Origin of the sequence: Chromobacterium rhizoryzae, from assembly GCF_020544465.1 — a bacterium.
Lineage (GTDB): Bacteria > Pseudomonadota > Gammaproteobacteria > Burkholderiales > Chromobacteriaceae > Chromobacterium.
This window is the reverse complement of sequence record NZ_CP066126.1, coordinates 3,780,733-3,802,005: the sequence shown is the minus strand read 5'-3', so window position 1 is coordinate 3,802,005 and position 21,273 is coordinate 3,780,733. Positions and strand designations below refer to the sequence as shown.

12 protein-coding genes are annotated in these 21,273 nt (G+C 69.5%); 10 read left to right on the top strand and 2 right to left on the bottom strand.

The window, feature by feature from the left end:
• Positions 1-43: 43 nt before the first annotated feature.
• The 6 genes from JC616_RS17070 (at position 44) to greB (ending at position 4,736) form a co-directional block, all read left to right on the top strand.
• Positions 44-892, top strand: a complete 849-nt coding sequence (locus tag JC616_RS17070; RefSeq protein WP_227104411.1) for a segregation and condensation protein A — start codon at positions 44-46, stop codon at positions 890-892.
• 77 nt (positions 893-969) lie between these two features.
• Positions 970-1,503: a GNAT family N-acetyltransferase gene (locus JC616_RS17065; RefSeq protein WP_107798527.1), complete on the top strand. Its 534-nt coding sequence runs from the start codon at positions 970-972 to the stop codon at positions 1,501-1,503.
• A 67-nt stretch (positions 1,504-1,570) separates the two neighbouring features.
• A complete protein-coding gene (gene scpB, locus JC616_RS17060) occupies positions 1,571-2,203 on the top strand; it encodes an SMC-Scp complex subunit ScpB (RefSeq protein ID WP_107798528.1) in 633 nt (210 codons plus the stop codon).
• 354 nt (positions 2,204-2,557) lie between these two features.
• Positions 2,558-3,649 carry a pseudouridine synthase gene (locus JC616_RS17055; RefSeq protein WP_371926296.1) on the top strand — a complete coding sequence of 364 codons (1,092 nt, stop codon included), beginning with the start codon at positions 2,558-2,560 and terminating at the stop codon, positions 3,647-3,649.
• A 2-nt stretch (positions 3,650-3,651) separates the two neighbouring features.
• Positions 3,652-4,149, top strand: a complete 498-nt coding sequence (locus JC616_RS17050) for an NUDIX domain-containing protein (RefSeq protein ID WP_227104409.1) — start codon at positions 3,652-3,654, stop codon at positions 4,147-4,149.
• Positions 4,150-4,181: 32 nt separating this feature from the next.
• Positions 4,182-4,736, top strand: coding sequence for a transcription elongation factor GreB (gene greB, locus JC616_RS17045; protein ID WP_107798531.1), 555 nt, complete (start codon positions 4,182-4,184; stop codon positions 4,734-4,736).
• Positions 4,737-4,805: 69 nt separating this feature from the next.
• Here the strand turns inward: greB and JC616_RS17040 are convergent, their stop codons facing one another.
• Complete coding sequence (locus tag JC616_RS17040; RefSeq protein ID WP_107798532.1) at positions 4,806-5,069, bottom strand: TFIIB-type zinc ribbon-containing protein; 264 nt, start codon at positions 5,067-5,069, stop codon at positions 4,806-4,808.
• A 97-nt stretch (positions 5,070-5,166) separates the two neighbouring features.
• Positions 5,167-5,634, bottom strand: coding sequence for a MarR family winged helix-turn-helix transcriptional regulator (locus JC616_RS17035; RefSeq protein ID WP_199225819.1), 468 nt, complete (start codon positions 5,632-5,634; stop codon positions 5,167-5,169).
• Between the two features lie 86 nt (positions 5,635-5,720).
• Here JC616_RS17035 and JC616_RS17030 point away from each other — a divergent pair, with 86 nt between their 5' ends.
• From JC616_RS17030 to JC616_RS17015, 4 genes are all read left to right on the top strand, one after another.
• Positions 5,721-6,878, top strand: coding sequence for an aminotransferase-like domain-containing protein (locus JC616_RS17030; protein WP_227104407.1), 1,158 nt, complete (start codon positions 5,721-5,723; stop codon positions 6,876-6,878).
• 1,088 nt (positions 6,879-7,966) lie between these two features.
• Positions 7,967-13,054 carry a non-ribosomal peptide synthetase gene (locus JC616_RS17025; RefSeq protein WP_227104405.1) on the top strand — a complete coding sequence of 1,696 codons (5,088 nt, stop codon included), beginning with the start codon at positions 7,967-7,969 and terminating at the stop codon, positions 13,052-13,054.
• Positions 13,054-17,721, top strand: a complete 4,668-nt coding sequence (locus JC616_RS17020) for an SDR family NAD(P)-dependent oxidoreductase (RefSeq protein ID WP_227104402.1) — start codon at positions 13,054-13,056, stop codon at positions 17,719-17,721. Before JC616_RS17025 ends, JC616_RS17020 begins: the two co-directional genes overlap by 1 nt.
• Positions 17,718-21,272 (top strand): type I polyketide synthase, encoded by a 3,555-nt coding sequence (locus JC616_RS17015; RefSeq protein ID WP_227104400.1) that lies wholly within the window; start codon positions 17,718-17,720, stop codon positions 21,270-21,272. The genes JC616_RS17020 and JC616_RS17015 overlap by 4 nt, the downstream gene beginning before the upstream one ends.
• Position 21,273 lies beyond the last annotated feature (1 nt).

Here is a 21,273-nt window from a genome sequence, read left to right as displayed (position 1 = left end):
AAGTTCCGCCACGCAGCCTGCCAGTGCTGGTATCCTTGCCGCCATGAGCAACGCCCCCCTTCCCGAGGCCGGATCTTCGGCCGACGATTTTCAGCTGACCGCGCCGGAATTGCCGCCCAGCGTGCCGATCGCGCACGTGTTCGGCCAGCCGGTGCTGGAAGTGCCGCAGGATTTGTTCATCCCGCCGGACGCGTTGCAAGTGATTCTGGACAGCTTCGAAGGCCCGCTGGACCTGCTGCTTTATCTGATCCGCAAACAGAATCTGGACGTGCTGAACATCCCGATGGCGGACATCACCGTCCAGTACATGGCCTATATCGACGCGATGCGCGACGGGCGTCTGGAACTGGCCGCCGAATACCTGCTGATGGCGGCGCTGCTGATCGAGATCAAGTCGCGCTTGCTGCTGCCCAGGCCGCAGCTGGACGAGGAGGGCGAGCCGGACGATCCGCGGGCCGAGCTGGTGCGCCGCCTGCTGGAATACGAGCAGATGAAGCTGGCGGGGCTGGAGCTGGACAAGCTGCCGCAGGCCGACCGCGACTTCGCCTGGCTGGCGGTCTTGATCGAGCAGTCCGCCGAGCAGCGGCTGCCCGACGTCAGCCCGGTGGATCTGCGCCAGGCGTGGATGGCGATTCTGTCGCGCGCGCGCCACCATCGCCACCACAAGGTGGAGAAGGACGAACTGTCGGTGCGCGAGCAGATGAGCTGGATTCTGCGCTATCTGGACTGCCGCGAGTACGTGCCTTTCGAAGAGCTGTTCGACGCGGACAAGGGCGTCGCCCATCTGGTGGTCAACTTCATCGCGGTGCTGGAACTGGTGAAGGAGGGGATGGTCAAGGTCAGCCAGGAGGCGCCGTACCAGCCCATTTATGTCAGGATTGCGCTGGTCTGAGGCGGGCGCGCGCCGATTTGCACTTGATGTTGGCGCGGCAGCGATTAGGATACAGGTATCCATTGCGAGAGCATGCCATGCACATCGAAGCGGCCGACCAGAAACATCTGCCAGCCTATCGGCCTTTTTTTCAGGCCTGCCACGAGGAAGGGCTGGACTATTACCGCCGCGCCGGCGCGGACCCCGACGCCTGGCTTGGGCAATTGCTGGAACACGCCGAAGGGCGGGCGCTGCCCGAGGGCTGGGTGCCGTGCCGCACCTGGTTCCTGATCAACGGCCGCACCGAGATCATAGGCGCGATCCGCCAGCGCTTGGCCGACAGCGCGCTGATCGTGGAGCGCATCGGCCACATCGCCTTCGAAGTGCTGCCGGCCTGGCGCGGCCACGGCTACGGCCGGGTGCTGCTGCAATACGTGCAGACGCTGGGCGAGAAGCCGGCGCACGGCAACTGGGTGCTGGTCTGTCCGGCGGACCGGCCGGCGGCGGTGCGCACGGTGGAGGCCTGCGGCGGCCAGTTGCTGGAAACGATGGAGCACGGCGGGCGGGCGTTCCGACGTTACAGCCTGACCGCGCTGGCGGCCTGGGACGACATGGCGGAAGGATTAATTTAGCTCCGGACGGAGAGTTCATGTAGAATGTCCGGTTTCCTGCGCAAACGTGTTTCGGCTTCACGGCTCAATGTCCACCATCACCGACCTAAAATATCTGAAGATCGTGCTGGAGACGGCGTTACTGACCGCGCAGGAACCTCTGTCGGTTGCCATGCTCAAAAAGCTGTTCACCGAAGAGGTGAAAGCCGCGCTGATCAACGACATCCTTGACGATATCCAGAGCGACTGGAGGGGCAAGGGCGTTGAACTGGTCAAATTGGCGTCGGGATGGCGCTTTCGCGCCCGAGCGGAGTTCACGCCATACTTGAACCGCTTGAACCCGGAAAAGCCGCCGCGATACTCGCGCGCGGTAATGGAAACCTTGGCGATCATCGCCTACAAACAACCTGTGACCCGTGGCGATATCGAAGCGATACGCGGCGTATCGGTGTCCACCGGCGTGATGCAGACTCTGCTGGAACGCGGCTGGATCGAAGTCATCGGCCACAAGGACGTACCCGGCAGGCCGGGCTTGTATGCCACTACCCGAAAATTCCTGGACGATCTGGGCTTTGTCTCGCTCAAGGATCTGCCGCCGTTGGCGGAGCTGGGAAGCCTGGTAGTGCCCGAGGCGATGCCTAGGGATCAAGGCCCGGCAGCGGCCACAGACGACATCCCCCTCGACGATGAGGCGGATAATTTCGAGCCCATCGCAGAATAACATCGACATTCTGCCGGTTGCTCGCACGGAAAGAGCAAAGCACATATGTCTAAAGGACAACGCAATCACGCCCGCCAGCCGGTGGCGCGTGTCAAAGGTCGCGAAACATCCCAAGCGCGCCAGCCGGGCACCGGCGGCGTTCAGCCGCGCGGCAAGACCCAGGGCGGCATGATCAAGAACCGCAACGGCCAGCCGGCCGAGGCCAACGCCCGGCAAGGCCAAGCCCGCGCCAACGGCGGCAAGGGCCGCGCGCCGCAGAACGGCCGCGCCGCGCGCGACGCCTACGGCAACCCGCTGATGCACGAAGGCACGCCGCTGTTCAAGCTGAGCCGCCGCGAGCAGGAACAGCAGCAGATGCAGCAGGCGCAAGGCCGCAACAAGCCGACCTACCAGCGCGACAGCAACGGCGACGTCAACGGCAACGTGGCCCTGGATCACGAGCGCCGTTTCGGCAACAAGAACGCCGCCGCGCCGGCGGGTCAGCCGGCCGCGGGCAAGGGCGGCGCTCAGCCGCGTCAGGGCAAGCCGGAGGGCGGCAGGCCGCAATTGGTGCAGAAGGCCAAGAAGCTGCGCTTGCGCAGCCCCAATCAGGACATCAAGGACAAGGCCAAGCGCCTGCGCGAAGTCCGCGTGGACCTGGACGACATCGAGCCGGTGCGGCTGCAAAAAGCGCTGGCGGCGTCCGGCGTCGGCTCGCGCCGTGAAATGGAAGAGTGGATCGAGGCCGGCCAGGTCACGGTCAACGGCAAGAAAGCCAGCCTGGGCGACCGCGTCGGCCCGCGCGACCGCGTGATGGTCAAAGGCGACCAGATCAAACTGAAATGGCCGGACCGCCTGCCGCGCGTGATCATGTATCACAAGGAAGAAGGCGAAATCGTCAGCCGCGACGATCCGGAAGGCCGCGTCACCGTGTTCGACCGCCTGCCGCAGGCCAAATCCAGCCGCTGGGTGGCGATAGGCCGCCTGGACGTCAATACCTCGGGCCTGCTGCTGATCACCACCAGCGGCGAACTGGCCAACCGCATGATGCACCCCAGCTTCGAAGTGGAGCGCGAGTACTCGGTGCGGGTGCTGGGCGAACTGACGCCGGAAATCATGAAGCAGATGGTGGCCGGCGTGGAGCTGGAAGACGGCGACGCGCGCTTTGACCGCATCTTCCAGAAAGGCGGCCCGGAAGAGGCGGCCAATCAATGGTTCAACGTGGTGATCAAGGAAGGCCGCAACCGCGAAGTGCGCCGCATGTTCGAGCACTTCGGCCTGACCGTCAGCCGGCTGATCCGCGTGCGCTTCGGCAATATCGGCCTGCCTCCGCGCTTGAAGCGCGGTCAGTTCTACGAACTGAACTCCGCTGAAGTGGCCGCGGTGATGAAGTGGTCCAATCTGACCGTTACCGGCGGCAAGAAAGCGCCTCCGGTCAAGAAGGCTTCGGCCAAGGCGCACCGCTGAGCGTGCGCGCCCTATTGTGGGGCCTGGCCGCCCGCGCCTGGACGCGCTTGCGCGGCGAGGCGCCGGTCGCGCCGGCTCCGCTTGCGAGCGGCAAACGCGAGCGCGCTTCCATCGCCATCGTCGACGGCGGGCGCATCCTGCTGATGCATCGCCTCAAACCCGGCAAGGACTATTATGTGTTGCCGGGCGGCGGCATCAAGCGGCGCGAGACGGCGGCCATCGCCTGCGTGCGCGAGACGCGCGAGGAAACCGGGCTCAACGTCCGTCTGGGCGGCAGCCTGTGCGTGCTGGACGCCAAGGACAGGGTCGAACACGTGTTTCTGGCGGCCAGCCACGCCGGTGAGCTCAGGCTGGGCGGGCCGGAGCTGGCCAAGATGGGGCCGGACAATCATTACGCGCTGGAATGGCTGGATCGCGAGCAGTTGCAGCGGATCAAGCTGAAGCCCAAGGGGCTGCTGCCGCATTGCCTGGCCTTGTTGGAACCCGCCGCCGGCCGTTGAGGCTGGCGTTTTTCATGGATGGATGGACGAAGATGAGCAAAGCGTTTACCAGGGAAAACGACGAGGCGGAAGAGGATCTTCCGGTTGAGCGGCGTCTGCCCGCTTCCACCAAGAACTACATTACGCCCGGCGGCTGGCAGCGGCTGAAGGACGAGCTTTATCATCTGGTCAACCGCGAGCGGCCGGAAATGGTGCAGGTCGTGAACTGGGCGGCCAGCAACGGCGACCGCTCCGAGAACGGCGACTATCTGTACGGCAAGCGCCGCTTGCGTGAGATCGATCGCCGCATCCGTTTTCTGACCAAGCGCTTGGAAATCGCCGAGGTGGTGGACCCGGAAACCCGGGAAGCGACCGATCAGGTGTTCTTCTCCGCCACCGTGTTGATAGAGCGCGGCGACGGCAGCGAGCAATTGCTGCGCATCGTCGGCGTGGACGAGATTGATCTGGCGCGCGGCCGCATCAGCTGGATCTCGCCTATCGCGCGGACGCTGTTGAAGGCGCGCGAGGGCGATTCAGTGCTGTTTCGCGGGCCGGACGGCGACGAAGACATCGAGGTGCTGGAAGTGCGTTACGAACGCATAGACTGAACCTTTGAGCAAGAGCAGGGCAAGACGGCCCGGACATGAGTCCGGGCCGTTTTTGTATCCGGGGGCGGATCAGTCCAGCAGCTTGCGCAGCCAGCCATGCTTGCCGCCGTGATGGCCTCCGTGGCGGCTGTCCCGACGGTGTTCGTCGTCATGGCCGCGACCGTGCGCAGACGGCGCGTAAGCGGCGGCGGGGGCCGCCGGAGCCTGGGTTTGCAGCAGGCGTTCCAGCTGGCCGGGCGCCAGCCAGACGCCGCGGCATTGCGGACAGTAATCGATGGCGACGGACAAACGTTCGCCCATCAGCAGGGTGACTTGGCAACTGGGACAATTCATGGCGTGCTCCTCGGCGCGCCGGACTGGCGCGGTAGGTCGGGAAAATGCGATGGACGGACCTCGCCAGCGCATTGCAAACCATGAAGCGGCTACAGGGTCAAGCTTTGCCGCGCGAGGGCGCGTCGTCGGGGCGCGAGTGCGAGGCCAGGCTGCGGTTGATCTGCATCCAGCCGGCGGTGGCCGGCTTCCCCGTCTGCTCAAACGCCGTCTGCAGCAGTTTCAGCTGCTCGCGGTGCAGGGCTTCCTCCAGCTTGCGTCCCTCCGAAGTCAGCGTCAGCTGTTTGACCCGTTTGTCGTGCTGCGCGGCCACGCTTTGCACCAGCGCCATTTCCAGCAGTTGGCGCAGCGGCATATTGATGGCCTGCTTGGTCACGCCCAGCGCGGCCAGCAGGTCCTTGACCGACAGGCCGGGGTAGCGGGCGACGAAGAACAGGATGCGGTGGTGCACGCGCGCCAGGCCGCGTTTGGCCAGCATTTCATCCGGTTTATCGGTGAAAGCCTTGTAGGCATGGAAGAAGGCTTCCATGGCGGCGCGCATGTCGTCGGACGGAGATAGGTCAGCCATGTTGACGGAACCTGCTGTGGTCGGTAGATTGAGTCAATATTATTGACATTAGTAAGAAAGTTGCGGACAAGCTTATGCAGAGTACCATGTTTTCTGAGCGCATCGAACGGCTCAGCGGATCGCTGATCCGGGAAATCCTGGCGGCGGCGCAACAGCCGCAGATGATTTCCTTCGCCGGCGGCCTGCCGGCCGGCCAATGCTTGCCGCAGCTCGATTTCACCGATATGCCGGCGGGCCTGGCGCAATACGGCGCCAGCGAAGGCGAGCCGGAATTGCGCGGCTTGATCGCGGAGCAGGCGCGGCGCATGGGCATCGCTTGCGAGGCGGAGCAGGTGTTGGTGCTGTCCGGCTCGCAGCAGAGCATCGATTTATGCGCCAAGCTGTTCATCGATCCCGGCACGCCGGTGGTGACCGAAGGGCCGACCTATCTGGCGGCCTTGCAGGCTTTCAAGTTGTTCGGCGCCCGCGTTCACGCAGTGGCGCAACGGGAAGGCAGGCTGGAGCCGCAGGCGCTGGCCGCCGCCTTGAGCGAGTCTCAGGCGCGCTGCTCTTATCTGATTCCCAGCTTTCAAAATCCGGCGGGCAGCTGTTACAGCGCCGAAGACCGGCAGGCGCTGGCGGCCGTCATCGACGCCGCCGGCGTGCCCTTGATCGAGGACGATCCTTATCGCGCGCTCAGCTACGACGGCGAAGCGCCGGCGCCGCTGGTCAGCCATTTGAAGCGCGCGCCGTGGATTTACTCCGGCTCCTTTTCCAAAACCCTGGCACCTGGGCTGCGCGTCGGCTTCCTGATCGCCTCGCCGGAGCTGTATCCCTATCTGATGCGGCTGAAGCAGGCGACCGATCTGCACACCAACCGCCCGGCGCAGTGGTTCATCGCCCGCCAGCTGAGCGACCCCGGCCATGAGCAACGGATGTTGGACTTGCGCGAGGTGTATCGCGCCGGCCGCGACGCGATGCAGGATTCGCTGCAGCGGCATTTCGGCGATCTGGCCGATTGGCAGTTGCCGCGGGGCGGGCTGTTTTTCTGGCTCAAGCTGAAGCGGACGAGAGATACCCGCGCCTTGCTGCCGCTGGCCTTGAAGCAGAACGTCGCCTTTATGCCGGGCGAGGCCTTCTTCCCCGAGCCGGAACAGAACCTGGGCTATCTGCGCCTGAATTTCAGCCATGCCTCGCCGGAGCGGATCGAGATCGGCATCGCCAGACTGGCGGCCTTGCTGCGGGACACTGCCGCCGCGGAGTAAGCCGCCGCTCCAGGTCTCCGCGCAGTCCGCGCCTTAAGCGGAACCGCGCCGCCTCGTCCTTGAGGCGGCGCTTCACACTCTCTTCCCGCCATCCGGCCCCGGTTCGCTTTCCCCCTCTATCCTTCCGCCTGTCCGCCCGGTCGCATTATTAAGAAAATTTAATATGTCATAAGCATTGGTTGATATCCGAACATTATGACAATGCTGCCTGCGCCGGATGTTTCGTTACCGAACGTCATCCTTATATTTATTTTCTTTAATAAAAGATTTTCCGGTATTGGATCAATTAATTGAACAATTGCCGGTCGTTTATGCCGTAATTGTCAGGTCGATTGAGATTTAATTGATCGGCCTCGGCGCTCTTTTTATAGGCCAGTTCGCGGCGCTTAAATCTTTGATATTGCCGCGAAAATTCGTGTTTCAAAAAATATAAGCCGTAAATCGGCTGAAGTTGTAACTGGCAGTTCGGGGGATGCTTTTCCTAGAGGTCTTTCAGTATAGTGCTGACGCTTAATTCTTCCCGTGCGGGATTTTTAGAATTAACGCGATCAAATAAATCTATACGAAAACAATTTGAGCGTCAATATTCATTGCGTTTTCCTGGTTTTGGACGACACGGGGAAATAGGAATGCAAAGCGTAAAGCAATGCTGATTCGCAATGGTTTGATCGCTGAAATGATATCGAATCATCTCAAAAGAAAGTCCGATTACGGCGCATGAGACACATTGGCAATTCTATTCTCTTGATTCAAACGCTGCTTAGGCAAACCGCCGCGCACGCGTCACGCATCCTTACGTGAAAACGAAGGGATGATCCTCGCCAACCTGTCGAAGAAACGGTTTCGATAGGGCGGAATATATCAAAAACAGCATGGCTGCTTCTTGAATGGGGCGGGCTACGGCCCGGCCTGTATTTAAGGTTCTCGCGATCGTCGCGGCATTCGTCGCGACTGAGCGCGTGACAGGGCGACGGCGCAAGCCGGCCCGATTAGGGCGACGCGACGACTCGAGCCATGCCATATGGGTGGATTCGATGGGCGCGCGCCCGGCATACCCGGAGCAGTTGTCGATACATGGAGGTCATGCAATGTATTCCTCATCCGATGTCGCATCTCGGCGGACGCCCGCCGCCGACAAGTTCGGACCTCATCAAGCTTTTCCGCATCGCGAAGCGCCTAGCATCGCCCGGCAGTTGCTGTGGCGGGCGGAGGCGAGCCCCGAGCGTCTCGCCTACGCGTCGGCCGATCCGGAGAAAGCGCTCGCGCTAAGCTATGCGGCGCTGTGCGAACGCGCGTCCGGCATCGCCGCGCGCCTGGCGCAAGCGACCGAGGCCGGCGAGCGCGTGATGCTGGTCTATCAGGAACCGCTCGATTTCCTTCCGGCCTTCTTCGGCTGCTGCCTGGCCGGCGTGATCCCGGTGCCGGTGGCGCCGCGTCACGGCCGCGACACGATGGCGGCGATCGCCCAGGACTGCGGTGCCGCCATCGCGCTGAGCGCGGAGGCGCGGGACGCCTTGCCGGGCCTGCGCTGGATGCGCACCGACGAGGCCGAGCGCGCCGCGCCCTTTTTGCGCGCGGCGAAGGACGCCAGTCCGGCGCTGCTGCAGTACACCTCGGGTTCGACGCGCACGCCGCAGGGCGTGGTGGTCACGCAAACCGGGCTGTGGGCGACGATAGACGATCTTGACCGCGGCGCGATGCACGACGCGGACAGCGCGATGATCAGCTGGCTGCCGTACTTCCACGACATGGGCCTGGTGTACGGCATTCTCACCCCCTTGCAATGCGGCTTTCCCGCCTATCTGATGGCGCCGGAGAAATTCGTCGCCCAGCCCATGTCCTGGCTGCGCGCGATAGCCGCGCGGCGCGGCACCCACACCGCCGCGCCGAATTTCGCCTACGCCTTGTGCGCGGACCGCGCGGGCGATCTCGCGCCGGGCACCGATTTGTCGTCCTTGCGTTATGCGCTGAACGGCGCGGAGCCGGTGCGCTGCGACACGGTGCGCCGCTTCGAGGCGGCCTTCGCGCCGTTTGGGCTGCGTTCTTCGGTGGTGGTGCCGGGTTACGGCCTGGCCGAGGCGACCTTGAAGGTGACCGCCGGCCGTTGCGGCGAGGGCACGCGCGGCGTGCGCTTCGCGCGGGAGGCGCTGGCGCGCGGCCGCGTGTCGCCGCAGACGGACGGCGTCGAATTGGCGGCCTGCGGCGTCAGCCTGATCGATACGCGCGTCCGCATCGTGGACCCGGACACGCGCGCGCCGTGCGCGCCGGACGCCGTCGGCGAAATATGGGTGACCGGGAGCACGGTCGCCGACAGTTATTGGCGCCGCCCGGAGGAGTCGCGCGAGATCTTCGGCGCGCGGCTGGCCGACGGCGACAGCGCATGGCTGAGAACCGGCGATCTGGGCTTTCTGCACGAGGGCGATCTGTTCGTCACCAGCCGCTTGAAGGATTTGATCATCGTCGGCGGCCGGAATGTCTACAGCCACGATCTGGAAGACACCGTGTCGGCCTGCCATCCGTCGATTCGGAAGGGGCGCGCCTTCGCCGCCGCCGTCGACGGCGAGGACGGCGAAGGGATTCTGATCGGCGCCGAGGTGCGCGGCGGCTGCGGGGAGGCGGAGGCCCGTGACATCCTGCCGGTGATTCGCGCGGCGCTGGCGCGGGAGCACGGCGTGGCGCCGGCGCGCATCGCGCTGCTGTGGCGCGGCAGCATCCTGCGCACCTCCAGCGGCAAGACCCGGCGCGGCGCCACCCGCGACGCGCTGCTGCGCGGCGAACTGCGCATCGTCGCCGACGACGCGGCCGAGGCGGCCGACGACGCGATTCTGGCCGAGATCGCGCGCTTCGTGCCCGGCGCGGCCGCGTCGCCCGACGCCAGGCTGATCGATCTGGGGCTGGATTCGCTGTCGGCCGCGCGGCTTGCCGCCGCCGCGCGCGCGCGTCATGGCGTGGAATTGTCGTTCGCGGCGCTGTTCGCGCTCTCCGCCCGGCAACTGCGGCGCGAAATCGTCGACGCCCCGCGCCTGGACGCCGCGGCGCCGGCCGCGGCTCGCCGCTATGCGGCGGGGGAGGCGTTCGAACTGTCCGAGATGCAGCAGGCTTACTGGATAGGCCAGCAGGGCGGGGTGCCGCTGGGCAGCGTGTGCCCGCACATCCGCGTGGATTTCGAGATAGACGCCGCGCGCGCGCCGGAACTGGGCCGGCGCCTCGCGCGGCTGGTCGCCCGCCACCCGTCCTTGCGGATGACGGTGGGCGCGGACGGGCGCGGCGCGTTCGACGCGCTGGCCTACGACCCCTTGCTGCCGCCGCAGGATTTGCGCGGGCTGGACGCGGCGGAGGCGGCGGAACGGCTGGAGGCGACGCGCGAGAGCCTGGCCGAGCGCGACGGCCCGCCCGTGCTCGCCGTCGTCTCCCGTCTGACCGAGAGCACGGCTATCCTGCACCTGCGGCTCAGCCTGCTGGCCGGCGATCTGCGCAGCTTCCTGCAACTGATGGCCGAGCTGGCGCGCGACGCGGCCGACGAGGCCCCCGCGCAATGCATCACGCCGATGACGCCGCCGGCGGCGACCGAGGCGCAGCGCGAGGCCTGGCTGCGCCGGGTCGAAGCCATCGCGCCGGCGCCGGAGTTGCCGATGAAGATGGCGCTGGCCGAGGTGGCCGAGCCGCGCTTCGCCAACCGCCGCCGGGAGCTGCCCGCCGCCATGTCCGCGGCGCTGACGGCGCGGGCGCAGGCGCTCGGGGTCACGCTGACTTCGCTGTGCATCGCCGCCTTCGCCGACACGCTGCGGCTGTGGACGGCGGCTCACGCCTTCACGCTCAACGTGACTTGCAACACGCGGGCGGAGCAGGCGGGGCTGGCGATAGGCGATTACACCAGCAACACCTTGCTGTCGCTGAGCGAGCGTCACCCCTCGTTCGCCGCCTTCGCCCAAGCGGTGCAGCGGCAAGTGTGGGCCGATCTGGACGCGCCCTGGTGCTCCGGCGTGTCGATTCTGCGCGAGCTGAGCCGGCGCAACGGCGCGCCCGTGCTGATGCCGGTGGTGCTGACCAGCCTGCTGTCCGGCGACCCGGCGGACGATCTGGCCCTGCTGGACGGCGTCGGCCGCGTGGTCGACATGGCCAATCCCACGCCCCAGGTGTCGCTGCACGCCATCCTGGGACGGCGCGGCGACAGGCTGGTGCTGATGTGGGAGTCCGTCGCGCAGCTGTTCCCCGACGGCATGGTGGACGCGATGTTCGAGGTCTTCCTCGGCGCGCTGGAAACGATGGCGACGGACGCCGCGGCCGTGGAGCGGCCGACGCTGGCCCGGCTCGCGCCGCAGCAGGCGGCGCGGCGCGCGGCGGTCAACGCCACCGCGGCGGAGCGCGCGCCGCGCAGGCTGGAAACCCCCATCGTCCAACAGGCGCGGATCGCGCCGGAGGCGGTGGCGGTCAGGCAGGGCGAGACGACGCTGAGCTACGGCGCGCTGCTGCGCGAGGCGGAAGACATCGCCGGCGCGCTGCGGCAAAGCGGCGTGGCGCGCGGCGAGGTGGTGGCGGCCATTGTCGCGCCGGGGCCGCGCGCGGTGGCGGCGCTGCTGGGCATTGTGATGGCGGGCGCGGTCTATCTGCCGATAGAGCCGTCTTGGCCGGCCGCGCGCATGGAAGAACTGCTCGGCGAGGCCGGCGCCCGTCTCGCGCTGCTGAGCGCGGCAGGCCCGGCGCTGCCGGTGCCCGCGCTGCGTCTGGACCAGCCGCTGCCGCGCGGCGACGCGGGTCCGGCCGCGGACCTCGAGGCCGGCGACGCGGCCTATGTGATCTTCACCTCAGGTTCCACCGGGCGGCCGAAGGGCGTGCTGATCGCGCACGAGGCCGCGGCGAACACCATAGACGACATCAACCAACGCTTCGCGGTCGGCCCGGCCGATCGCGCGTTGTGCGTGTCTTCGCTGGCCTTTGATTTGTCGGTCTACGACATCTTCGGCCTGCTCGCGGTCGGCGGCGAGGTGGTGTTCCCGGCCCGCTCGCGCGATCCGGACGCGATGGCTCAGGCGCTCAGCGACGGCGGGGTCACCATCTGGAATTCCGTGCCGGCGGTGCTGGAACTGATGCTGGAAGTGTCCGCGCCGCGTTCGCCGCATCTGCGCCTGGCGCTGATGAGCGGCGACTGGATCGCGCCCGGCCTGGCCGGGCGGCTGCGCGACGCGTTTCCGGCGCTGCGGCCGATCAGTCTGGGCGGGGCGACCGAGGTGTCGATCTGGTCGGTGGTGCATCCGATCGCGCCCGAGGACGCCGTGCTGGCGTCGATTCCCTACGGCCGGCCGCTGTCCAACCAGCAATGCTTCGTGCGCGCGCCCGACGGCCGGGAGCGGCCGGACGGCGTGGTGGGCGAATTGCTGCTGGGCGGCCGCGGACTCGCGCTCGCCTATCTGGGCAACGAGGCGGAAACCGAGCGCCGCTTCTTCATCGACGCCGAGGGCCGGCGGCTCTACCGCACCGGCGATCTCGCGCGCTGGCAGCCGGACGGCGAGCTTGAACTGCTGGGACGGATGGACGGGCAGGTCAAGGTGCAGGGCTATCGGATCGAGCTGGGCGAGATCGAGGCGGCCGCGATGCGCGCCGGCTGCCTGGCGCGCGCCGTGGCCTCGGTGGCCCGGCGCAAGGACGCGACGGTGATCCAGCTGCACGTGGTGGCGCTGCCGGATCATCAAGGCGACGTGGTCGCGGCCGTGCGCACCCAGCTGGTGCTGCATCTGCCCGCCTATATGCAGCCGCATCACGTGATGGTGCTGGACGCCTTGCCGCTGACGGCGAACGGCAAGGTGGACCGCGCGCGTCTCGCCGAGCTGGCGGCCCCGGCTCCCGCGCCGGCGACGCCGGCCGCGGCGGCGCGGCGCGACGCTTCGCTGGAGGCCACGATGCTAGCCGCCTTCGCCGAGGTGGTCGGCGTCGAGATAGATCCGCGGCAGGGCTTCTTCGACGCGGGCGCCACCTCGATGCACATCGTGAGGCTGCGCGCGCTGCTGGCGTCGCGTGGCGTCGCGGTGCCCCCGCTGGTCGATTTCTTTTCGCTGGCCACGATACGGGCGCTCGCCGAGCGCGCCGATACGGGCGAGGCGGACCTTTCCCCAATGATGGACGTCGACGGCGCGCGCGCCTATCGACAGCGCGTACGCGCACGCAAGGAGGCTTTGTAATGACTGATGCAACACCCGTAGACGCCGTAGCGATCATCGGCGCGAGCTGCCGCCTGCCCGGCGTCAGCACCCTGGAACAGTTCTGGTCGATGATAGCCGACGGCCGGGTCGCGATTGAACGCTTCGGCGCGGACGCGGCGCGCCGCGAGGGCGTGCCGGAAACGGTGCTGGCCCAGCCCGGCTTCGTCGGCGCCGGCGGTCCGCTGGACGGCGTCGATCAATTCGACGCGGCCTATTTCGGCATTCCGCCGTCGCAGGCGGCGGCGATGGACCCGCAGCAGCGGATTTTCCTTGAATGCGTGCACGAGGCGCTGGAGCGCGCCGGTCACGGCGCGGCGCGCGGCGCGCGCGTCGGCGTCTGGGCCGGCTCGGCCAGCGTCGATTATCTCGTCGACCACGTGCGCGACCGGCTGGACCGCGCGTCGCCCAACCGCTATCTGCAGCAATGGGTGGGCGTGGACAAGGACTATCTGGCCACCCAGGTCGCCTACCGGCTCGATTTCGGCGGCCCGGCCATCAGCTTGCAGACCGCGTGCTCGACTTCCCTTGTCGCCGTGGTTCAGGCGATGCAGGGACTGCTGAGCTTCCAGTGCGACTTCGCGGTGGCGGGCGGCGTCAGCGTCGCCTTGCCGCAGCGGCAGGGCCATGTGTACGAGGAGGGCAGCATTCTGTCCGCGGACGGCGCCTGCCGTCCGTTCACCACGGACAGCAGCGGCACCGTCTTCGGCAACGGCGCGGGCGTGGTGGTGCTGCGCCGCCTGGAGGACGCGCTGGCCGACGGCGACCCCATCATGGCGGTGATTCGCGGCGGCGCGGTCAACAACGACGGCGCGGCCAAGGTGGGCTTCACCGCGCCCGGCGGGCGCGGGCAGCAGGACGTGATCCGCCAGGCGCTGGCGCTCAGCGAGGTGGACGGCGCGTCGATAGGCTATGTGGAGACGCACGGCACCGGCACGGCGATCGGCGACGAGGTGGAACTGGCGGCGCTGGGCGCGGCCCTGGGCCAGCGTTCCGGCGCCGACGCGCGCTGCGCGCTGGGCACGCTTAAGGCGAACGTCGGCCATCTGAACGCGGCGGCGGGCGCTTGCGGGCTGATCAAGGCCGCGCTGGCGGTGGAGCATGGGCGGATTCCGGCCGCCGTCGGCGCGGAACGCGCGATAGACGCGCTGCGCGGCGACGCCGGCTTCTACCTGCCGACGGAAACCGCGCCTTGGGACGCGCCGCAGCGGCGCGCCGGGGTCAGCTCCTTCGGCATAGGCGGCACCAACGCCCACGTGATCATAGAAGCGGCGCCGCCGCGCGCGCCGCGCACGCCGGACGTCGCGCCGCTCTTGCTGTTGTCGGCGCGCGGCGAGGCCTTGCCCGCGTTGTGCGCGGACTACGCGGACTTTCTCGACGGTCATCCCGAACTGAGGATAGAAGACGTTTGCCTGACGGCGGCGCTGGGGCGGCGGCATTGGGAGCAGCGCGCGGCGTTCCGCGCCGAATCCCGCGAGGCCTTGATCGCCGCGCTGCGCGCCTTCGCCGCCGGCGAGCCGAGCACGGAGACGATCGCGGCGGAAGTGCCGGCGCGCGCGCCGGAGCTGAGCTTCGCCTTCGGCGGCGCCGAGGATCTGGACGCGGTATTGACCCGCGTGCAGCTGTGGCAGGCGAGCGGCGTCGTGCCGGCCAGCGTGTGCGCGACGGGGAGCGGGGTGTTCGCCGCGGCCTTCGCGGCGGGCGCGCTGAGTCTTGAGGATGCGCGGCAGCGCCGCGCGGAGCGCGCCGTCGCGCCGTCGCTATTGTGGATCAGCGCGGCCTCGGGCCTGCCGCTGGACAGCGCGGAGGCGGTGCGCGAGGAGCTGGCCGGCGCGGGCACGGCGCCTGGCGCGGCGGACGCCGCCGAGGCGCTGGAGGCGGCCGGCGCGGAATGGGTGCTGGACTTCGGCGACACGGCGCTGGGCGCGGGCGCTGCCGGCATGGCGTCGCTCGATCCGGCCTCGCCGGACGCGCTGGCGCGGCTGTGGACCGCGGGCCTGACGCTGGAGCTGTCCCAGCATTACCGCGACGGCAACCGGGTGGCGCTGCCGACCTATCCCTTCCAGCGCCAGCGTCACTGGATAGACCGCGCGCCGCGCTTCCTGGCGGCGGGCGCGACGCCCTTCCTTGGACGGCGCACCGACGCGCCGGCCTTGGGCGCGACCTTCTTCGACGCCGAATGGAGCGTGGCCGTCTTGCCCTTCCTGCAGGATCACGTGATTTACGACAAGGTGGTGGTGTCCGGCGCGGCGCTCGCGGTGATGATGGCCGACGGCGCGCGCGCGCTCACCGGCTCGGACGGCTGCGTGCTGAGCGATCTGTGTTTCCCGGCCGCGCTGGTGATTCCGTCGGGCGCGGCGCGCAAGGTCCAGCTGCAATTGGTGCGCGACGGCGACGGTTTCGAAGCCACGGTGTTGACGCTGGAGTCCGCCGACGTCCACGCGACGGCCAGGGTGGACGCCGGCGAGGCGCCGGGCGCCGCGCCGTCGGAGCCGGTGCGCGGAGAAGCGATCTCCACCGAGCTGCTGGATAGCTGGCTGCGCGCGCGCAGCGTGGTGATGGGGCCGACCTTCCGGCGTCTGTCGGACATCGTGGTCGGGGACGGCGGCGCGTCTTGCGATATGCGGGACGACGCCGACGACGCCGGCTGGTTGCTGCACCCCGGGGTGCTGGATTCGGTGCTGCAACTGGTGGCCGCCGCCGCGCGGCCCGAGGGCAGCAAGGCTTTTGTGCCGACGCGCATCGCGCGGCTGGCGCTGCACGGGCGGACCGGCGCCGGGATGCGCTGTCACGCGTCGGCCGAGCGGGGGCAGGCCAGCCTGTTCGACGCCGGCAAGGTGCTGCTCGAAATGACCGGCCTGGAGTCGCGCGAGGTGACCCGCAATGAATTGCTGCGCGTCGAACCGCTGCGCGAGGGCTATGCGGTGGAATGGCGCGACGCGGCGGGCGGGGACGCCGCCGCGCTGCCGGCGACCATCGCCATCCTGAGCGGAGCGGGGGATACGGCGGCCGGGCTGGCGGCGATGCTGCGCGACGAAGGCAAGGAGGCCGTCGTGGTGGCGGCGGTGAACGATATTCCCTTCGACAAGGCGGGCCTGATCGTCGATTGCCGCGGGCTGGAGGCGCGCGGCGACGCGCCGGCGCCGGCGGTTTACGCCGGGGCGCTGGAACTGTTCGCCACGGCCGCGCGACGCGAGCGGCCTTGCCGCATCGCCTTGGCGCTGGCGCCGGACGCGCCGGCCTCGGCGCCGCTGCAGGCGCTGTCGCGCGCGGTGGCGATGGAAACGCCGCACCTGCAGACGCTGGCGCTGCACGCGGGCGACGCGCGGGCGATCCGCCGCGGCCTGGATTACTTCGAGCGCGAGACCGAAGTCGCGGTCAAGGGCGAGGCGGTCGCCGCGCCGCGCTTCGACGAGCGCGCGCTGCCGCTCAGAGCGGACCTCGCGCTCTCGGCGGACGCCACGTGGCTGATCACGGGCGGGCTGGGCGAACTCGGCCTGCGCGTCGCGGGCTGGCTGGCCGCGCTGGGCGCGCGCGCCTTGGTGCTGACCGGCCGCCGGCCGGCCGACGCCGCGGCCGAGGCGGCGCTGGCCGCGCTGCGTCGCGACGGCGTGGAGGTGAAGGTGTGGCAGGCCGACGTGGCGGCGGAAGCGGACGTCGACGCGCTGCTGGCCGAGATCGACGCGACCATGCCGCCGCTGCGCGGCGTCTGCCATCTGGCGGGCGTGGTGGAGGACTGCCTGGTCGGCGACGTCACGCCGGCCTCGCTGGCCGCCACCCTGGCCGGCAAGGCCCGCGGCGCCTGGCTGCTGCATGAGCGCACCCTGGCTTACCCGCTGGAACACTTCGTGCTGTTTTCCTCCGCCGCCGCCGCCTTCGGCGCGCCGGGGCAATCGACCTACGCGATGGCCAACGCCTACCTAGACGCGCTGGCCGCGCGCCGCCGCGCGCAAGGCTTGCCCGCGCTGTCCATCGCCTGGGGGCCGTGGCAGGACGTGGGCATGCTGGCCCGCTCCAGCGCCAACGCCAAGCGGCGGCTCGCGCAGCTGGGCATCGGCCAGATCGAGGCCGAATGCGGCCGCGCCACTTTCGAGATCGCGCTGGGGGCGGACCTGCCGGCCCACCTCGTGCTGCTGCCCATCGATTGGGGGCGCTTGATCGAGCAATGGCCGCCGCATGTGCCGGCCAGCCGCTTCGCCGGCATCGCCACCGCCCAGCCGGGCGCGGGCTCCACCTCCTCGGTCAGCGAGCTGCTGGCGCTGCCGGCGGAGGAAAGACGACATCGTCTGTTCCAACTGCTGGCCGAGGACGCCGCGCTGGTGACCGGCACGCCGCTGGCCTCGCTGGACCCCGAGCGCTCGCTGTTCGACTACGACCTGGACTCCTTGCTGATCACCGATCTGCGCGTGCTGCTGGAAAAGCGTTTCGGCCGCGCGATACCGACCACGGTGATTTTCTCGAATCCGACCATAGCCGCCTTGGCGGACCATCTGGCGCGGACGGTGTTCGGCATGGCCGAGGCGGAGGCGACGCCCGCCGCGCCCACCGCCGAGCCCGACGCGCCGGCGGACGCCGCGATGTCGCAGGAGGAGATCGTGGAAATGCTGTCCGCGAAACTGAAGGAACTGAATAGAAAGGACGCGCGATGAGCCAGATCGACACGACCGCGCTGATGCGGAACGCGCTGCGCGAGATCGAACGCCTGCAGCGCGAACTGGACGGCGCCGAACAGCGCCGGCACGCGCCCATCGCCGTGGTCGGCATGGGCTGCCGTTTCGCCGGCGTCGACTCGCCGGAGGCGCTGTGGCAGCGGCTGCTCGACGGCGCGGACGGCGTGAGCGAGGTGCCGGCCGAGCGTTGGGACGTCGAGCGCTACTTCGACGCCGATCCGGACGCGAGCGGCCGCATCTACTGCCGCACCGGCAGCTTTTTGGACGACATCGCCTCCTTCGACGCCGGCTTCTTCGGCATTTCGGCGCGCGAGGCGGCGATGCTGGATCCGCAGCAGCGCATGCTGCTTGAAGTGGCTTGGGAAGCGGTGGAGCGCGCCGGCATGACGGCGGCGGAACTGAAGGGCTCGGCCACCGGGGTGTTCGCCGGCGTCATGCATCAGGACTACGCGCACCGTTTCCGCCGGGCGGAGGAGGTCGACCTCTACACCGCCTCGGGCAACGCGCCCAGCGTGCTGGCGGGCCGCGTGTCGCACGCGCTCGGCCTGCACGGGCCGACGCTGACGATAGACACCGCGTGCTCGTCGTCGCTGGTCGCCGTGCACCTGGCTTGCAACGCGCTGCGCGCCGGCGAGTGCGACATCGCCATCGTCGGCGGCGTCAATGTGGTGCTGTCGCCGCTGTCCACCGCCGCCGAATGCCGGGCGCACATGCTGTCGCCCAGCGGCCGCTGCCGCTCCTTCGACGACGGCGCGGACGGTTTCGTGCGCGGCGAGGGCTGCGGCGTGGTGGTGCTGCAGCGGCTCGCCGACGCCGAGGCCGCCGGGCGGACCATAGACGCGCTGATCGCCGGCTCGGCGGTCAATCACGACGGCCGCAGCGCGGGCCTGACGGTGCCTAACGAGCACGCGCAGCGCGAGCTGGTGCGGGCGGCCTTGCGCGCCGCGCGCATCGACGCGGCGCAGGTGAATTATATCGAGGCGCACGGCACCGGCACCGCGCTGGGCGACCCGATAGAGGCGGCGGCGCTGGCCTCCGTGTTTGCCGGCCGCGGCCGCGAGGAGCGCGTGCTGCTGGGCTCGATCAAGAGCAATTTCGGCCATCTGGAAGGCGCGGCGGGGATAGCCGGGCTGATCAAGGCGGCGCTGACGGTGCGCCATGGCGTGGTGCCCGCCACCCTGCATGTGCGCACGCCCAACCGCGGCATCGACTGGGACACGCTGCCGCTGCGCCTCGCGCTCGGCGCGGAACGCATAGACGCCGGCAGCGCGCCTTGCGTTGCCGGGGTCAGCTCCTTCGGCTTCAGCGGCACCAATGCGCACGCGGTGCTGCTCGCGCCGCCGCGCGCGGCCGCCGGCGAAACGGCGGCTGGCGCGGACGAAGGCGCGCAATTGCTGGTCGTTTCCGCGAAATCCGACGCCTCGCTGCGCGGCAACGCGGCGCGGCTGGCCGCCCATCTGGCCGGGCTCGACGCCGCGGCGTGGGCGGCCGCCTGCCACGCGTCGCGGGCGGCGCGCTCGCATTTCCCGCATCGGCTCGCGCTGACGGCAGCCAGCGCGGAAGAGATGGCGCGCGAGCTGAGCCGCTTCGCGCGCGGCGAGGACGCCGCCGTTCACAGCGGCGTGTGCGGCGGGATGCCACCCAGCCGCGACGCGTCGCCGGAGACGGCGGACGCGGGACGCGAACCGGCCGAGCGGCTGGACGCCTTGGCGCGGCGCTATGTGGCCGGCCTGCCGGTCGACTGGCCGACGCCGGCCGGCGCCGGGCGCCGCGTCGCGCGGCTGCCGAGCTACGCTTTTGATCGCCAGCCTTACTGGGTGGACGAAGGGCGGGCGCAGGCGGAGTCGCCGCTGTACCGCATCGCCTGGCAGCCGCTGCCGGCCCCGGCCGGCGCGCGCCGCTCGGGCGAGCGCATCGTCGCCGGCGATCCGGCCTTGTGCGCGGAAGTGGCGCGCGCGCTGGAAGCCGCCGGCGAGCGCTGCGCGATTGCGCCCGCCGAGATCGACGCCATCCGCCGCGCGGGCGACGCCGGCCTGGTGCTCGCCTTCGACCGCGCGGCCGGAGACGAGGACGCGCTGGCGGCCGTCGCGCGGCGCGGCGCCTTGTTGAGCGCGCTGGCGCGAGAGCGCGCCGCGACGCCGTCGGCGGCGCCGATCACGGTTGTCACGCGCGGCGGGGCGGCCACCGGGCCGGCGGAGGAGCTCGATCCCGTCCTCGCCGCCTTGAGCGCGGCCGTGCGCGTCGCGCGGCGGGAACAGGGCCGGAGCTGGCGCGGCACGATAGATATCGACGGTTCGCCGGCGTCCTTCGACGCGCTGGCGGCTTTGCTCGCCGACGACGCCGCCGAGGAGCAATTGGCGGTGCGCGGCGCCACCGTGCTGGCGCCGCGGCTGCGGCGCGCCGGCGCCGGCGCGGCCGGCGCACTCCCCGCGCTGGACGGCGACGCCGTCTATGTGGTGACCGGCGGCACCGGCGCCTTGGGCCTCGCCACCGCGCGCTGGCTGGCCGGGCGCGGCGCGCGCCATCTGCTGTTGATCAGCCGCGGCGGCGAAGCCGGCGCGGCGGCGCAGGCCGCTTGCGCCCGTCTGCGCGGCGACGGCGTCGAGGTCCGCGTGGCGGCCGCCGACGTCGCCGACGAGGCCGCCTTGCGCGGGGCGCTCGCCGCGGCCGGCCGGCCGATACGCGGCGTCGCGCACTGCGCGGGCATTGTGCGCGACGCGACGCTGGACGCGCTGGACGCCGCGGCCTTCGCCGAGACCCTGCGCGCCAAGGTGGGCGGCGCGGTCTTGCTGGACCGGCTGACCGAGGCCGAGCCGCTGGACTTCTTCCTGTTGTATTCGTCCATCTCCGCGGCGGTCGGCCGTCACGGCCAGGCCGCCTACGCCGCCGCCAACGGTTATCTCGACGCGCTGGCGCAGCGGCGGCGCTTGCGCGCGCGGCCGGCGCTGTCCATAGGCTGGGGATCGTGGGCGGCCGGCATGGGCGCGGCCGACGCGAAGACGGCGGAACGGATTCGCGCCGGCGGCCTGAACCCGCTGAGCGAGGGCGAGGCCTTCGCCGCGCTGGAACGGGCGTTCACCGGCGAGCCGCATCTGGTGGTGGCCGCGATCGATCTTGCGCGGATCGCGGCGCAGCCCGATCTGCCGCCGCTGATCGAAGGCCTGGTCGGCCGCGCGCCGGCGGCGAATGCGCGGACCCTGTCTTTCGACCAACTGCGCGGCCGTCCCGCCGGCGAGCGCCGCGCGCGGGTCGCCGACTATCTGGACGCGGAATTGCGCGCGGTGCTGTCCAGCCCGGCCGCCTTGCCGCGTCAGACTTCGCTGCTGGATCTGGGCGTGGACTCGCTGACCGGCGCGGAACTGCGCAACGCGCTTGAGCGCGCGCTGGGGGTGTCCGTCGCGATCTCGCACCTGATCGACGGCTCCTCGCTGGACGAGCTGATCGACCAGGTGATGGCGCAACTGGAGCGCAAGCTGGTGACGGAACAACATTCGGCCGCGGGCGCCGACACGGAGGAAATCACGCTATGAC

What these genes read in the sequence shown, in the direction of transcription:
- JC616_RS17070 (WP_227104411.1), top strand. Translation starts at nt 44, where the DNA reads ATGAGCAACGCCCCCCTTCCCGAGGCCGGATCTTCGGCCGACGATTTT.
- JC616_RS17065 (WP_107798527.1), top strand. Translation starts at nt 970, where the DNA reads ATGCACATCGAAGCGGCCGACCAGAAACATCTGCCAGCCTATCGGCCT.
- scpB (WP_107798528.1), top strand. Translation starts at nt 1,571, where the DNA reads ATGTCCACCATCACCGACCTAAAATATCTGAAGATCGTGCTGGAGACG.
- JC616_RS17055 (WP_371926296.1), top strand. Translation starts at nt 2,558, where the DNA reads ATGCAGCAGGCGCAAGGCCGCAACAAGCCGACCTACCAGCGCGACAGC.
- greB (WP_107798531.1), top strand. Translation starts at nt 4,182, where the DNA reads ATGAGCAAAGCGTTTACCAGGGAAAACGACGAGGCGGAAGAGGATCTT.
- JC616_RS17040 (WP_107798532.1), bottom strand. Translation starts at nt 5,069, where the DNA reads ATGAATTGTCCCAGTTGCCAAGTCACCCTGCTGATGGGCGAACGTTTG.
- JC616_RS17035 (WP_199225819.1), bottom strand. Translation starts at nt 5,634, where the DNA reads ATGGCTGACCTATCTCCGTCCGACGACATGCGCGCCGCCATGGAAGCC.
- JC616_RS17030 (WP_227104407.1), top strand. Translation starts at nt 5,721, where the DNA reads ATGTTTTCTGAGCGCATCGAACGGCTCAGCGGATCGCTGATCCGGGAA.
- JC616_RS17025 (WP_227104405.1), top strand. Translation starts at nt 7,967, where the DNA reads ATGTATTCCTCATCCGATGTCGCATCTCGGCGGACGCCCGCCGCCGAC.
- JC616_RS17020 (WP_227104402.1), top strand. Translation starts at nt 13,054, where the DNA reads ATGACTGATGCAACACCCGTAGACGCCGTAGCGATCATCGGCGCGAGC.
- JC616_RS17015 (WP_227104400.1), top strand. Translation starts at nt 17,718, where the DNA reads ATGAGCCAGATCGACACGACCGCGCTGATGCGGAACGCGCTGCGCGAG.